This window comes from Luteibacter sp. P4_E6 (assembly GCF_056401535.1).
The window spans coordinates 1-13,840 of sequence record NZ_JBFUJE010000064.1 but is presented as its reverse complement, the minus strand read 5'-3'; the positions used below and the strand labels follow the sequence as shown (position 1 = coordinate 13,840).

At 64.2% G+C, this 13,840-nt stretch carries 13 protein-coding genes; 5 read left to right on the top strand and 8 right to left on the bottom strand.

From position 1 onward, the window contains the following. The first annotated feature begins 2 nt into the window (after positions 1 to 2). Both AC1DT2_RS06615 and AC1DT2_RS06610 read left to right on the top strand, forming a co-directional pair. A complete protein-coding gene (locus AC1DT2_RS06615; RefSeq protein WP_477295298.1) occupies positions 3 to 836 on the top strand; it encodes a glycosyltransferase family 2 protein in 834 nt (277 codons plus the stop codon). Continuing rightward, complete coding sequence (locus AC1DT2_RS06610; RefSeq protein WP_477295295.1) at positions 833 to 1,738, top strand: DMT family transporter; 906 nt, start codon at positions 833 to 835, stop codon at positions 1,736 to 1,738. The genes AC1DT2_RS06615 and AC1DT2_RS06610 overlap by 4 nt, the downstream gene beginning before the upstream one ends. A 10-nt stretch (positions 1,739 to 1,748) precedes the next feature. Here the strand turns inward: AC1DT2_RS06610 and AC1DT2_RS06605 are convergent, their stop codons facing one another. Continuing rightward, positions 1,749 to 2,891 carry an aldose epimerase family protein gene (locus AC1DT2_RS06605; RefSeq protein ID WP_477295293.1) on the bottom strand — a complete coding sequence of 381 codons (1,143 nt, stop codon included), beginning with the start codon at positions 2,889 to 2,891 and terminating at the stop codon, positions 1,749 to 1,751. A gap of 133 nt (positions 2,892 to 3,024) precedes the next feature. Here AC1DT2_RS06605 and AC1DT2_RS06600 point away from each other — a divergent pair, with 133 nt between their 5' ends. Then, a complete protein-coding gene (locus AC1DT2_RS06600) occupies positions 3,025 to 3,735 on the top strand; it encodes a FadR/GntR family transcriptional regulator (RefSeq protein ID WP_477295291.1) in 711 nt (236 codons plus the stop codon). Positions 3,736 to 4,473: 738 nt separating this feature from the next. On the opposite strand, the gene AC1DT2_RS06595 is transcribed toward AC1DT2_RS06600, so the two are convergent. Both AC1DT2_RS06595 and AC1DT2_RS06590 read right to left on the bottom strand, forming a co-directional pair. After that, positions 4,474 to 4,683: a YbdD/YjiX family protein gene (locus AC1DT2_RS06595; protein ID WP_063572360.1), complete on the bottom strand. Its 210-nt coding sequence runs from the start codon at positions 4,681 to 4,683 to the stop codon at positions 4,474 to 4,476. 10 nt (positions 4,684 to 4,693) lie between these two features. Continuing rightward, positions 4,694 to 6,769: a carbon starvation CstA family protein gene (locus AC1DT2_RS06590; protein WP_477295289.1), complete on the bottom strand. Its 2,076-nt coding sequence runs from the start codon at positions 6,767 to 6,769 to the stop codon at positions 4,694 to 4,696. Positions 6,770 to 6,917: 148 nt separating this feature from the next. Here AC1DT2_RS06590 and def point away from each other — a divergent pair, with 148 nt between their 5' ends. Next, complete coding sequence (def, locus tag AC1DT2_RS06585) at positions 6,918 to 7,454, top strand: peptide deformylase (protein WP_213948609.1); 537 nt, start codon at positions 6,918 to 6,920, stop codon at positions 7,452 to 7,454. Positions 7,455 to 7,497: 43 nt separating this feature from the next. Here the strand turns inward: def and AC1DT2_RS06580 are convergent, their stop codons facing one another. From AC1DT2_RS06580 to ettA, 3 genes are all read right to left on the bottom strand, one after another. After that, entirely contained in the window at positions 7,498 to 7,881 is a 384-nt protein-coding gene (locus AC1DT2_RS06580; RefSeq protein ID WP_046969476.1) for a hypothetical protein, read from the bottom strand. A gap of 123 nt (positions 7,882 to 8,004) precedes the next feature. Continuing rightward, positions 8,005 to 8,817 (bottom strand): orotidine-5'-phosphate decarboxylase, encoded by an 813-nt coding sequence (pyrF, locus tag AC1DT2_RS06575; protein ID WP_477295286.1) that lies wholly within the window; start codon positions 8,815 to 8,817, stop codon positions 8,005 to 8,007. Positions 8,818 to 8,960: 143 nt separating this feature from the next. Further along, positions 8,961 to 10,619, bottom strand: coding sequence for an energy-dependent translational throttle protein EttA (gene ettA / locus AC1DT2_RS06570; protein ID WP_213948611.1), 1,659 nt, complete (start codon positions 10,617 to 10,619; stop codon positions 8,961 to 8,963). A 239-nt stretch (positions 10,620 to 10,858) separates the two neighbouring features. Here ettA and AC1DT2_RS06565 point away from each other — a divergent pair, with 239 nt between their 5' ends. Beyond that, positions 10,859 to 11,905, top strand: a complete 1,047-nt coding sequence (locus AC1DT2_RS06565) for a hypothetical protein (protein ID WP_477295284.1) — start codon at positions 10,859 to 10,861, stop codon at positions 11,903 to 11,905. A gap of 52 nt (positions 11,906 to 11,957) precedes the next feature. Here AC1DT2_RS06565 and AC1DT2_RS06560 read toward each other — a convergent pair whose 3' ends face one another. Together AC1DT2_RS06560 and AC1DT2_RS06555 are read right to left on the bottom strand one after the other, a co-directional pair. Continuing rightward, positions 11,958 to 13,274 (bottom strand): hypothetical protein, encoded by a 1,317-nt coding sequence (locus AC1DT2_RS06560; RefSeq protein ID WP_477295282.1) that lies wholly within the window; start codon positions 13,272 to 13,274, stop codon positions 11,958 to 11,960. A 121-nt stretch (positions 13,275 to 13,395) separates the two neighbouring features. Continuing rightward, on the bottom strand, positions 13,396 to 13,840 hold a 445-nt coding region (locus tag AC1DT2_RS06555), incomplete at its 5' end, for a reprolysin-like metallopeptidase (RefSeq protein ID WP_477295280.1).

The window sequence follows — 13,840 nt, the reverse complement described above, 5'->3', positions numbered from 1 at the left end:
GTATCGTCATCGTGCTCGCCGACAGCGGGCCGTTTACGCGCGAGTGCGTGGATCACGCACTCGCCAGTGACGTGCCCGTCGAGATCATCATCGTCGACAACGGTTCGACCGACGGTATTCCCGAAGCGCTCGATCGGGCCTATGCCGACGACGAGCGCGTTCGCCTCGTCTACAACCGGGCCAACCTCGGTTTCGGGCCGGCGGTGAATCGCGGTGCGGCGCAAGCTCGCGGCGACCGGCTGTTGGTGCTCAATCCCGATTGCCTGGTCGAACCCGATACGATCGCGCGCATGGCGTCGCACATGAACGTCCACACGGGCATCGTCGGCGCCGTGGTCTGCGACAGTGCCGGTCATCCCGACGCCGCGTCGCGCCGGCGTGATCCACTGCTTCGTCGCTCGCTGAATACCGTGCTCGGCAGGAAAGGCGTCGATGGCATCGACATCGAGGGGCCCATGCCGGACGGTGCGGAGGAGGTCGAGATCGTCTCGGGTGCCATCCTGTTGATGTMACGCGCGGTGTTCGAGCGGCTCGGTGGCTTCGACGAAACCTTCTTTCTCCATTGCGAAGACATGGACCTGTGTCGACGTGCCCGTGATGGTGGCTATCGCGTCGTGCTTGCCGGCGACGTGCGTGTGCTGCATGGCAAGGGTGGCTCGAGCCGGCATCGGCCGGTCTTCGTCAGCCGTCACAAGCATCGCAGCATGTACCTGTGGTTTCGCCGCCACGATCCCGCCGCCAGTAACGCGCTGGTCCGCAGCGTGGTCTGGTTGGGCATCTGGACGCATTTCATCCTGAAGATTCCAGGCCAGCTCGCCCGGCGTCGTCGTCGGTGAGCGGTAAGTCGTCGCGCGACAGCGGGCTCRCCACCCTTGGCCTGCTCGCCGTCACGGCGATCTGGGGCTCCACGTTCGTTCTCATCAAGGATGTCGTCGGCCGAATGTCGGTCACCGATTTCCTCGCCGTGCGCTTCGTTATCGCGGCTGTGACCATGTTGGTCCTGTTTGCGCGGCCGGTCTGGCGGCTGAGTCGTGCACAACGGGTGCGTGGGCTTGCCCTGGGGGTGCTTTACGGGTTCGCGCAGTGGTTGCAGACCGAAGGGCTTGCGCTCACGTCGCCGAGCGTCAGCGGTTTCGTCACCGGCATGTACGTCGTGATCACGCCCATCCTCGCGTTACTGATCTTTCGCCAGCGCATGCCGACCACCACGTGGCTCGCCGTGGGCGTGGCCATGGTCGGACTGGGCGTGCTGGCGTTGAACGGTTTCGAGGTCGATCTGGGCGTCCTGCTGACGCTCGCCTCGGCTGCGCTGTACGCCTTGCATATCGTCGGCCTCGGTCATTGGTCGAAGCCTGGCGAAGCGTTCGGCATGTCCGCCGTCCAGATGATCGGCATCGCGGCGGTCTGTCTGTTGGCCACCATCCCGCATCACGGCCCGGCGCTGCCGCCGGATACGAAGGCCTGGGTGGCCGTGCTTTACATGGCGCTGGTCGCCGGTGCGTTCGCCATGCTGGTGCAGACCTGGGCGCAGACCCACATGCCCGCCACGCGCGCGGCCATCGTGATGACGACCGAGCCGGTATTCGCCGCGGGCTTTGCCGTGCTCCTTGGCGTGGACGTACTCACGACGCGTATGGTCGGTGGCGGGGCGCTCGTGCTGGCCGCGATGTACATGGTGGAGCTCGCGCCACGCTTCCGCCGGAAGAAGCCGGCGGAAGCGCTGCATCACGAGGTCTGACGCGGGAACGTTACTTCGCGCTCTTGTCCACGGAGAACTTGTACGTCATGACATTGCGGTAGGTCTTGCCGGGCTCCAGGCGAGCCGAGCCGAAGTCGGGGTGGTTCGGCGTATCGGGAAACAACTGCGGTTCCAGCGCGAAGGCATCGCCCTGGCGATAGACGCCTCCCGATTTACCCGACGTGGTGCCGTCGAGAAAGTTGCCCGAATAGAACTGCAGGCCGGGTTGGGCGGACCAGAGCGACAGCACGCGTCCCGACTTCGGATCGCTGACCCGGGCCACCTCACGCGGCTGCGCCGCTTCCTTCCGGGAGATCACCCAGTTGTGGTCGTAACCGCGTCCGAAGACGATCTGCTCTTCCTTCGCGTCGCGGACGTCCTTGCCGATCGGCTTGGCCTTGCGGAAATCGAAGTCGGTGCCCGCCACGTTGCGCACCTCGCCGGTGGGAATCGCGGTGGCATCCGTGGGCAGGTAGGCATCGCCGGCGATCATCAGGCGTTGGTCCATCACGCTGCCGGAGCCTTCCCCGGCGAGGTTCCAGTAGGTGTGGTTGGTGATGTTGACGATCGTCGGTGCGTCCGTCGTCGCCGTGTACTCGATGGTCAACTCGTTCTTGTCGTCGAGCGAGTAGGTGGCGGTAGCGGTGAGTTTGCCGGGATACCCCTGGTCACCATCCGGGCTTACATAGGTAAGGGTCACGCTGGGCCGCGCCCCGGACTCGACCTTGTCGACGCTCCAGATCACCTTGTCGAAGCCGACCTTGCCGCCGTGCAGCGAGTTGGGTCCGTTGTTGACCGGCACGTTGTACTGCTTGCCATCGAGAGTGAATTTGCCTTTGGCGATGCGGTTGGCGTAGCGCCCCACCGTGTTGCCGAAGTACTGCGGCATGGCGAAGGTGCCCTTCAGATCCGGGTAGCCGAGCACAACGTCGCCGGATTTGCCGTTTCTGTCCGGGACGTCGAGTGCATAAAGCGCCGCGCCGAGCGAAAGAACCTTCGCGGTGACGCCATGACCGTTGGTCAACGTGACGAGCGTTACATCCTTGCCGTCCGGTGTCGTGCCGAACGACGCCTTTGAAGCCTCACCGGCCGAAGCGGCCGTCGCCGTGGCCAGCAGGACCGCCGTGACCAAACTCGTTCCGAATTTTCTCATCACTCACTCCGGCTGCCAGGAATCTCCCGACAAGATCATATTTGTCAGACAAATGACAAGTTGCGGTGCGTCATCGTCCTGGAGCGCAAGTCGGCTACGATGGGCACTCCGTTTCGTCAGGTGTTGGAACGCCATGGCTTTGAAAGCAGGGGGGACGCGCAACCTGCACGCGCGCGTCATCGAAGAGATCGGTGAATCCATCGTCAGTGGCGTACTCCGTCCGGGTGAGCCGTTACCCGGCGAGTCACAGCTGGCCGAGCAGATGTYGGTCAGTCGCACAGTGCTTCGCGAAGCGCTGAAGGTTCTTGCGGCCAAAGGCCTGATCGAGACCCGGCAGAAGACCGGTATGCGCGTGCGCGATCCGACCTTCTGGAACCACCTCGATGCCGACGTGCTTTCGTGGCGTTGTGCGGCGATGCCAACCGAAGACTTCGTCGAGAAGCTGGTCGAGATGCGCGAGATTATCGAGCCGGCCGCGGTCATGGCCGCCGCTCGCCGCCGTTCGCCCGAGCAACTGAACGCGATCGGCGTAGCGCTGGACGCCATGGAAGACGCCCCCGACCTCGATGCGTGGGCAGCGGCCGACCTGCAATTCCACGACGCCGTGCTGGTCGCCACCAACAACGAGCTACTCAGCTCGCTGTTCTCGGTGATCGAAACCGCCCTGGCCACGTACTTCGTGATGTCGGCCCGGACGGCGAAGAACTTCAAGTATTCGCTACCGCACCACCGCGCGGTGTACGAAGCCATCCGTCGCCGCCGGCCCAACGAAGCCGCTGTCGCCATGCGCACGATGATCGCGGACTCGCGTGCCAACATGCGCAAGGGCAAGCGCCGCGGATAGCTCCTAACGCAGGAGCCGATTCATCGGCGAAAGCCAACGGAGCGGTGACGGCGTACGCCTGTCACCGCCGGTCGCCGCTGGTCGCCGCCGGTCGCCGCCGGTCGCCGTGTCGAAGCCGCGAGGGGCAAGGCCCTTGGGGCCGCGGCGCGGCTCTTCGAGACGGGCCGTAGGCATCGCTCTCGCTCGCCCGTGAACTGAGCGGCCCTCAGCTTAGGCGTCCCCAAGGGCCTTGCCCCTCGCGGCACCGAACGCTGAGGTTGCATGTGGCCGAGCAACAACCAGCACGATGCAGCACCGCTCTTGTAGGAGCCGATTCATCGGCGAACCCTCAGCGGTGATGTCACGAACGAGGCTTTGCGTCGCATCGTGCAGGCGTTCAACCGCTCGCCCAAGCCCCACAAGGCCTCGTTCGCAAGCCCGACAGCCTGAGGGTTCGCCGCTGAAGCGGCTCCTACAGAAAGCAGCCTGGTCGCTCATCAAGCCTCGAGCAACGAAGCGGCGTGGCGCTTGTGCCGCACGCAACCTCAACGTCTGGTGTCGCGATCGGGTTGGCCCTTGGGGCCGCCTAAGCTGAGGGCCGCCCTGTTCTCGTGCGAGCGACAGAGCAGCTACGGCCCGTCTCGAAGAGCCGCGCCGCGGCCCAAAGGGCCAACCCGATCGCGGCATCCCACGAAGCACGAGCGTGAGGCGGCGAACGCCGCTCAACACACGAGTCGCGTCAGCGGCTGTCCTTTTAGTTCAGCAACAACGCCCACCAGTCCCGCGATACCTCGCCTCCTGCCGCTCGCGGAAGAACTCCCCATAGCTGGGAATCTTCCGCTCGGGATGATGCTCACGCAGGTGTTTCACGTAGACATCGTAATCCGGGACGCCGCAGCAGAGGCGGGCGGTTTGTACCGCCCACTTCCACAGCGAGCGGGCGCCTGCCCGTGCATTCGTCGCGCTCATGGCGATCTCCTCACGGCGTGACACTCGACAGCGCGACGTACGGCTCTTCGTGCGCGGTCGGATGGTTGGCGCGCCACGCTCGGACAATCGCGCGGAGCGAAAAGAACAGCATGGTCAGCACCAGCAGCATGAACAGGCCAGTGAGGGCCATGTCGACGCGATTGTTGGTGACGATGCGCTGCATTTCTTCGGCCGTCTTGGCGGGTGCGAGCATCTTCCCCGAGGCCATGGCGTCGGCGTATTTCTGCGCGGCGGCGGTGAAGCTGATCTTGTCGTCGAACAGCTTCTGCCAGGCGGCGGTGAGCGTGCAGATGACCAGCCACGCGGCGGGCACGCCGGGCACGAGCACGTAGCGCTCGCGTTTGAGTTTCACCGTGACCAGGGTGGCGAGCATCAGCGCGATGGCGGCGAGCATCTGGTTGGCGATGCCGAATAGTGGCCACAAGGTGTTGATGCCACCCAGTGGATCGACCGCGCCCTGGTAGAGGAAGTAACCCCATAGCCCGACGCAGATCACCGTGGCGATGATGTTGCTCACCCACGACTCGGTCTTCTTCAGCGGGGCATACGCCATGCCCGCCAGTTCCTGGATCATGAAACGGCCGACGCGGGTCCCGGCGTCCACCGTGGTCAGGATGAAGAGTGCTTCGAAGAGAATCGCGTAGTGGTACCACATGGCCATCATGCCTTCGCCCGGAAGGATGCCGTGTAGGAGCTGCGCCATGCCGACCGCCAGGGTCGGGGCGCCGCCGGYGCGTCCGAGGATGGTGCCTTCACCGATGTTCTTCGCGGTCTCGGTGAGCTCTTGCGGCGTGACCATGAAGCCCCATGTGCTGATCGTCTGTGCGGCCTGTTCCACGGTCGTCCCGACGAGTGCGCCGGGCGAGTTCATCGCGAAGTAGACGCCTGGATGCAGGGAGGATGCGGCGATCAACGCCATGATGGCAACGAAGGCTTCCATCAGCATGCCGCCGTAGCCGACCATGCGCGCCTCGCCTTCGTTGGCGAGCAGCTTGGGCGTCGTGCCGGAGGCGATGATCGAGTGCCAGCCGGAGACGGCGCCACAGGCGATGGTGATGAACAGGAAGGGGAACAGGTTGCCGGAGAAAACCGGGCCCGTGCCGTCGATGAACTTGGTCACTGCGGGCATCTGCAGGGTCGGCGCAGCCAGGAAGATGGCCAGGGCAAGCAGGGCGATCGTGCCGATCTTCAGGAAGGTGGACAGGTAATCGCGTGGGGCGAGCAACAGCCACACGGGGAGCACCGAAGCGAAGAAGCCGTAGCCGATCAGCAGCCATGCCAGCGATTTCGCATCGAAATCGAACAGGGCGGCCATGGTCGGCGTGTCGTTGACGGTCTTGCCGTACCAGATCGACGCGAGCAACAGGATCAGGCCGATGATCGAGATCTCGAGGATTCGGCCGGGCCGGATATAGCGCAGGTACACCCCCATCAGGAGCGCGATGGGAATGGTGGCGGCGACCGTGAACGTGCCCCAGGGGCTATGCGTCAGTGCCTTGACCACGACCAGCGCCAGTACCGCCAGCACGATCATCATCAGCACCAGCACGCCGACCATGGCGATCACGCCGGGTACCTCGCCGAGCTCTTCGCGCAGCATGTGTCCGAGCGAGCGGCCATCCCGGCGGAGCGACAGGCCAAGGATCATGAAGTCCTGGACCGCGCCGGCAAAGACGACGCCGACCAGGATCCAGAGCGTCCCGGGCAGGTAACCCATCTGTGCGGCGAGAACGGGGCCGACCAGGGGGCCGGCGCCGGCGATGGCCGCGAAGTGATGACCGAAGACCACCCAACGATCGGTCGGGACGTAATCCAGGCCGTCGTTGCGCAGGACGGCCGGCGTGGCGCGCGAGGGGTCGAGCTGCAGCACGCCGGTGGCGATCATCCGGCTATAGAAGCGATAGCCGATGAGGAACACCGCGATGGACGCGGTCACCAGCCAGATGGCGTTGATGGGTTCGTCTCGTCGCAGGGCGACGACACCGAGGCACCAGGCGCCGACGATGGCGATGGCGGCCCACAGGATCTTCCCTGCGGGGCTGGGTTTCGGGATGGCGCTATGCATGGTTGTTGGCTCCCCTCGCGGATGGCACAAGGGTCGTCTCCCCAGTCACGGGGGTCAATGCGTGGCAGGGGTATGCCGTATTAGCCATTGGTCGAATGGCTGGCGGGCGTCGTATGCTCAAGCCATCCCCACTCCCCTGGCGGTAACGATGATTCGCGAGATTCTGAAAATGGGTGACGAGCGCCTGCTGCGCGTCGCCCCCGCCGTCCCCGACGCCATGGTGGGCAGTGCCGAGCTGGATGCCCTGATCGTCGATATGTTCGACACGATGCACCACGCCGGTGGCGTGGGCCTGGCGGCGCCCCAGATCGGCGTGGACCTGCAGTTGGTGATCTTCGGGTTCGATAGCAGCGAGCGTTACCCGGATGCACCGCCGGTGCCGGAAACCATCCTCCTCAATCCGGTCATCACTCCGTTGTCGCAAGACATGGAAGAGGGGTGGGAAGGCTGCCTCTCCGTACCCGGACTACGCGGTGCGGTGAATCGCTACTCGTTGATCCGCTATCAGGGTATCGGACCGCAAGGGGAGGTTATCGACCGTCGGGCCGAAGGCTTCCACGCCCGCGTGGTCCAGCACGAGTGCGACCATCTCATCGGCCGCCTCTACCCCTCGCGCATCACTGATTTCGGCAAGTTCGGATACACCGAGGTGCTCTTTCCGGGCATGGATATCGGTGACGATTAAGGCTTTTCGTAGAAAGGGCCGGGTTGCGGGGAAAGCGCCGACGCTATTCGGCCTCGGCCAGGGCCTCGACGATCACCAGGAGCGCCTTCCGGCGTTCCTTGGGTAGACGGCTCACGAGCCCGACCAGGCGCAGCTGCTCCCGTGAGTCGGCGCGGTAGAGGGCGGGGCTTTCGCGCACGCCGGTGGCCCCGTTGGGGGCGCCGCGACCCGTGGCCAACCACTCGAAATTCACCCCGAAGCGTGTCGCCATGTCGATCTGGCGCTCCAGCTCGGGCAGGCCGAGATCACTCAGCCATTTTCGGGCGGTTTCCCGGCTGACATCGAAGAGGTCAGCCAGCTGGGTGATGCGGCCGCGGCCTTTCTTCACGCCAGCCATGTCCAGCGCGACATGCAGACGTTGGGAAAAACCTCGGTTGATAGGTGGCATGACAACTCCGGTTGAACGCTTTGGCGCTTCAAGACCCGGTATTGTTGGATAGCCCGGAGCGGCAGCGTAAGCCTTTTGCAGTTGCCAAGTCGTGCAATTTGCGACTGTTTTTTGTTTCGCCCGTCACTGACGGAACAAGTTGACCGATTTTCTCATTTCATCAGCCGCCCGATGTGCTAAGGCTGCGAAGTCTGAGCTGGCGCTAGCGTAAAGGATGGCGCGGGAAGAAGAAATCATCAGACCGGTGCCATCGGCGGTTCGTCCCTGGGTCATGACCGCCTGGATGTCACCTCCCTGGGCACCGATGCCTGGAACCAGCAAGGGCATGTCGCCGACCACCGCGCGAACCCGGCCAAGCTCTTCCGGCCAGGTTGCGCCCGTGACCAGCACACAGTTGCCGTTTTCGTTCCATTCGCGGGCGATCGTCTCGGCGACCCGGATGTAGAGCGGCTGGCCGCCGCAATCCAGGGCCTGGAAGTCCGCCCCACCGGGATTGGAGGTGCGGCAGAGCAGGATCACGCCTTTGTCCGCACGCTCCAGGAAGGGCTCGATGGAGTCCCGGCCCAGATAGGGGTTCAGCGTGACCGCGTCGGCGTCGTAGCGCTCGAATGCCTCGGCGGCGTAATGCCGGGCCGTCGAGCCGATGTCGCCGCGCTTGGCGTCCAGGATCACCGGAATGCCCGGATGCTTGTCGTGGATATGGGCGATCAGCCGTTCCAGGACGCCCTCGGCACGCTGCGCGGCGAAATGGGCGATCTGCGGCTTGAAGGCGCACACCAGGCCTGCCGTGGCATCGACGATGTCACGGCAGAAGGTAAAGATGCCTTCCTCGCCGGCGAGACCCGCGGGCAGGCGGCCCGGCTCGGGATCGAGTCCCACACAGACCAGGGAGTCATTGCGACGCCAGGCGTCCTTCAGGGCGGTCATGAAGTTCATGGGCGGCTTCGCTATGTAGGTAAGTTCGAGGCAAGGCTACTGACTGTAGGAGCCGATTCATCGGCGATCCCGCGGCAGCGGGCAAGGCTGCCGCGATCACCCATTCGCCGATGCATTCGGCTCCTACAACAGCGTGGGCCTTATCAGACCAGCTTCTTGTATTTCACACGCTTCGGACCGGCATCGTCGCCGAAGCGGCGCTTCTTGTCGGCTTCGTACTCGTTGTAGTTGCCCGGGAAGAACTCGACGTGCGAGTCGCCTTCGAACGCGATGATGTGCGTGGCGATGCGATCGAGGAACCAGCGGTCATGCGAGATGACCACCGCGCAGCCGGGGAACTCGAGCAGGGCGTCTTCCAGGGCGCGCAGCGTCTCGACGTCCAGATCGTTGGACGGCTCATCGAGCAGCAGCACGTTGCCGCCCTGCAGCAGGGTCTTGGCCATGTGCAGGCGGCCACGCTCACCACCGGACAGGCTGCCGACGATCTTCTGCTGGTCGGTACCCTTGAAGTTGAAGCGGCCGATGTAGGCGCGCGACTGGATCTCGAAGTTGCCGATCTGCAGGATGTCCGAGCCGCCCGACACTTCCTGCCAGACGTTGTTCTTCGGATCGAGGGCGTCGCGCGACTGGTCCACGTAGGCCAGCTTGACCGTATGGCCGTGCTTGACCTCGCCGGTGTCGGGCTTCTCCAGATTCATGATCATCTTCATGAGCGTGGATTTACCGGCGCCGTTSGGGCCGATGATGCCGACGATGGCRCCAGGCGGAATCTTGAACGACAGGTCCTCGATGAGAACGCGGTCGCCGAACGACTTGGTGACGTTCTTGAACTCGATCACTTCCTGGCCCAGACGCTCGCCCGGCGGGATGAAGATTTCATTCGTTTCGTTACGGCGCTGGTACTCGACCGAGTTCAGTTCCTCGAAGCGGTTGATGCGGGCCTTGCCCTTGGACTGGCGACCCTTGGCGGCCGTGCGAATCCACTCCAGCTCCTTGGCCAGCGCCTTCTGGCGCGACTTTTCCTGGTTGGCTTCCTGCTGAAGGCGTTCGCCCTTCTGCTCCAGCCACTCGGTGTAGTTGCCCTTCCAGGGAATGCCGCGGCCGCGATCGAGCTCGAGAATCCACTCGGCGGCGTTGTCGAGGAAGTAGCGGTCATGGGTGACCGCCACGACCGTACCGGGGTAGTCGTGCAGGAAGGTTTCCAGCCAGTCGACCGACTCCGCGTCCAGATGGTTGGTCGGCTCGTCGAGCAGGAGCATGTCGGGCTTGGACAGCAGCAGACGGCAAAGGGCGACGCGGCGCTTCTCACCACCGGACAGCGGGCCGACCACGGCGTCCCACGGCGGCAGGCGAAGGGCATCGGCGGCCACTTCGAGCTGGCGCTCGAGGGCATGCGCGTCGTTGGCGGCAAGGATGCCTTCGAGGGCTTCCTGCTCCTTGGCGAGCTTGTCGAAGTCGGCGCCTTCTTCCGCATAGGCGGCATAGACCTCTTCGAGGCGCTTCTGGGCGTCGAGAATCTCGGACACGCCTTCCTCGACGACTTCGCGCACCGTCTTGGTCGGATCGAGGTCGGGCTCCTGGGCAAGGTAGCCGATCTTCGTGCCCGGGTTGGCGCGTGCCTCACCCTGGAAGTCGGTGTCGACGCCGGCCATGATCCGCARCACCGTGGACTTACCCGAGCCGTTGATGCCCAGCAGGCCGATCTTGGCGCCGGGGAAGAAGGACAGGGAGATGTCCTTGATGATCTGGCGCTTCGGGGGGACGATCTTGCTCACCCCGTTCATGGTGTAGATGTACTGCATGGTTGCTCCGTAGGCCAAGGCCGCGCCCCCGGGGCCGATGCACGCCGGGTGGGCAAACCCCGATTATAGCGGTTTCAGGGGGCGGCGAGCTGTCGCGGACCGTGAACCCCGCCGCCGCGTGGGCCGTTTCGGGCCCCGCTCATCGGTGCGTTTCCCGCCCCTTCCGGGCGCCCGCCCGCAGACCTTCGGTGCGGTGGCTCCCAGACTGGGCGGCCCTCCCCCCTCGAGCCATCTCCGCCATGGTTGCCACCTCCCGCCTCGCGGCATTACTCCTGGTTCTTCCTTTTCATCCTGCGACGGCGACGGCCGCTACCAGCATGGTCGAGCGCTTCGATGCCGCCGTGGCGCGCCTGCCCCCCGAGGACGCGCCAGCGGATGACGGTCCCGCCCGAGCCAGGCGATCCGCAGCCGATGTCGTCATCGAGCGGCGCCTGAATATCGAGGTGGACTTCCCCGGTGACGTCCACGGCGCGATGTACGGCGGTTTTCTCCATGGCGAGGCTGCTGTGTTTACGCGATCGGGTCATCACCTTGATGCCACCGTCATGCGCGACGGCGATACCAGGGTCATGTCGTTCGACGAGCCTGGCGACGGTGGCGCGCAGGCCGACCCTGTGTCCGCTGGCACGGGGGCGGAGGCGATGCGTGTTCGTCGATCGGTGCGCCCGGGACACTTCGAGGATCCGGCCGCCTACAGCCTCCACTTTTACTTCTTCAAGCATGACGACCTGGCCGACAGCAACGTCCGGGTTCTGCACGCACGTTACGTGGCATGGTGGATGGCGGATATGGCCACTCACGTGCTGCCCGTGAATCGGTTCCGGGCCAGCTATGCGGAGCGCGTGCGTTGGCTTACCTCCATGCCGTATGGAGACGCCCACTCACTGGATGTTTTTGAACGTACGCTCAAGGCGATGGATCACACCTACGGGTTCGACATGGACAGAACCTATAAAAGGAAATTCGTGCTGCTCACGGCCGGGCGCCCCATGCCGGGCACGAGCGGCGTGGCTTTCGAAGGTGGCAACGAGGCGATCGCTTCCATCGCCGGTCGGACACGCATCGTCGCCCACGAGATTGGCCACATGCTCGGCGCCACGCATCTGAACGCCGAAACGCGCGGCTGGTGGGGCTGCGAGACGAACATGCTTTCGATCTCAAGCACGGTGCGCAGCGACTGCCTCGAGTACAGCGCGGCCAACCAGCGCGCCATGCGTTCTTATATGAGGCATGGCCCGGACACGCTCGCCCCACGGAAGATGGTGGACGCGCCAACGCCCAAATAAGGCTGTTCAGAGGTCACCTGCCGGAGCATCGCGAGGGTTGGCCGCAGGGTCATCAATCCTCCGACCAGCGGGTGTTGGGAAGGAAGTCTTCGCCCGTCCTGACGTAGTCGTCGATATGGCGCATGTTGGCCGAGGAGTAGCCATAGCAGTTGGAGCGTAGGAGCAGGCTGGGCGCGTACATGTTCGTCTCGCACCACCATCCACCGAAACGCACCTCGGCGGCAGCGTGTTTCGCACCCAGAAGATGCCCCAACTGGTGGGCAATCTCGGGGTACCTGCCGCTGATGGAGGCGATGCCTTCGGACCCTTTCTGCCAGGAACGCCCGTAGCGCTCGGGCTCGGGCATGCCTTTCACGATGAGCATGAACTTGTGCTTGTACGTGCGCGGGATGTGCTGCTCCCGCGCGTAGTGCTCGATGACATCCGACCAGTCGTGCAGCGATCCGGTGTATTGGTAGCGCATGTCGGTGACGCCGGGAATTCGCTGGCTGTAGAAAAGGTCGACCTTCTTGCCGGGAACGATGCGGCGCTGCAGATCGGCCAGCCACCAGGCGACATAGCCAGCATGGACGTGCTGGGAGGATATGTCGCCCATATCGTCGTGGAGCATCAGGTGAAACGTGAGGCGGTTCGGCGTGAGGTCGACATCCGCACTCCTTCGCGTACGCGATGGCGTTATCGGTGTGGCGTTCGGGGCTGCAGACGCTGCGCCGGTGGTGTTCTCGACGGGCAGGCTTTCATGTTCGATATCGGCGCTTCCCGATGTGAAACCCGTGATGTCGACGCCGGCAGGCGAGAGCGATGTGATGTCGAGGTGGTCACCGGAGCGCGTGGCGACGACCGACTCCCCATGCCACGTGGCGTCGTACATCTGCCCATGACTGCCGTCGGCGAACACGATGTCGCCGCCCAGGGCGCCGAGCACGACGAGATCGTCGTCGCGGTCGTTCGCGACCGTAGTCGTGACTGAAGTGTCGGCAATGTGGACGTGCCTGGGCAGGCCGGTCGATATCGCGGCGTCGAACAGGGCCACCGCCTGGGCGGTGTCGTCGGTCTCGATGAGAAGCTGGTTGTCGCCCCGCGAGATGGTCGCGGATTCTCCGTTCCAGTAGCCCTCGTAGGTGAGCATGGAGCTTCCGTCCGGTAGTTCGACGGCGGTGTTGAGTCGTGAGGTGACATCGAGTCGCGCTGTTGTGGCTAGTCCTGCCTGATCCGTCGCATGGAACGGAACGATGCCCTGTGGAAGGCCGCCAGCAACGCGCTCGTCGAACTGAGCTACGGAGGGCGAAGCGTCCCAGGTCGAAGCGGTCGCCGGCGCAGCGCAGAACGCCACAATGGCGAGTGTATTCAGGTGAAGGATGTGCTTCATAGGTCCGGAAGTTGGRAGGGCGGTGGCGCAGGGTAGAGCCACCGTCTCCTTCTTTTACCGACACCTACGAACGTTGCGGCGCTTTCGCCAGCAACACAGGAATGTTCCTACCTGCGCGGGATCAACGCTCTCTTTCGATCGTCTCCAGCGCTTCTTTTACGTGTCGACGGATCTCCAGATCGTTTGCGCCGGTGTAGATACGGCAGCTGTAGCGGGGAGTGATGAAGCCCATCATGTTCGTTACGCAGGGGAAGCGATCTTCGGCGTAGCGATGTGCGGCACCCAGGGTGTGGCCGAACTCGTGGGCCACGATGTGTCGGGGCCCCGTTCCGCTGGCCATCGCTACGGTGTTGTTCTGAAGGGCGACGCCATAGGTATAGTCGCCCCAGTTCGCCGCGACATCGTTGACGAAAAGCATGGTCTTGGTGATTTGTGACGGCGTCGCGCCTGCGCTGTCGAGATAGCGGTCGGCGATATTCCCGAACTTCACCAGTGAACGATCAGACGTCACGGCCTGGTGGTAGTTGAAATCGGTCACACCGGGGATGTGATCCTTGATGATCACT

Excerpts from the sequence above, each read along its gene's own strand:
- AC1DT2_RS06605 (WP_477295293.1), bottom strand. The coding sequence starts at position 2,891 with ATGAGAAAATTCGGAACGAGTTTGGTCACGGCGGTCCTGCTGGCCACG.
- AC1DT2_RS06595 (WP_063572360.1), bottom strand. The coding sequence starts at position 4,683 with ATGAGCGCGACGAATGCACGGGCAGGCGCCCGCTCGCTGTGGAAGTGG.
- AC1DT2_RS06580 (WP_046969476.1), bottom strand. The coding sequence starts at position 7,881 with ATGCCACCTATCAACCGAGGTTTTTCCCAACGTCTGCATGTCGCGCTG.
- AC1DT2_RS06565 (WP_477295284.1), top strand. The coding sequence starts at position 10,859 with ATGGTTGCCACCTCCCGCCTCGCGGCATTACTCCTGGTTCTTCCTTTT.
- AC1DT2_RS06560 (WP_477295282.1), bottom strand. The coding sequence starts at position 13,274 with ATGAAGCACATCCTTCACCTGAATACACTCGCCATTGTGGCGTTCTGC.
- def (WP_213948609.1), top strand. The coding sequence starts at position 6,918 with ATGATTCGCGAGATTCTGAAAATGGGTGACGAGCGCCTGCTGCGCGTC.
- pyrF (WP_477295286.1), bottom strand. The coding sequence starts at position 8,817 with ATGAACTTCATGACCGCCCTGAAGGACGCCTGGCGTCGCAATGACTCC.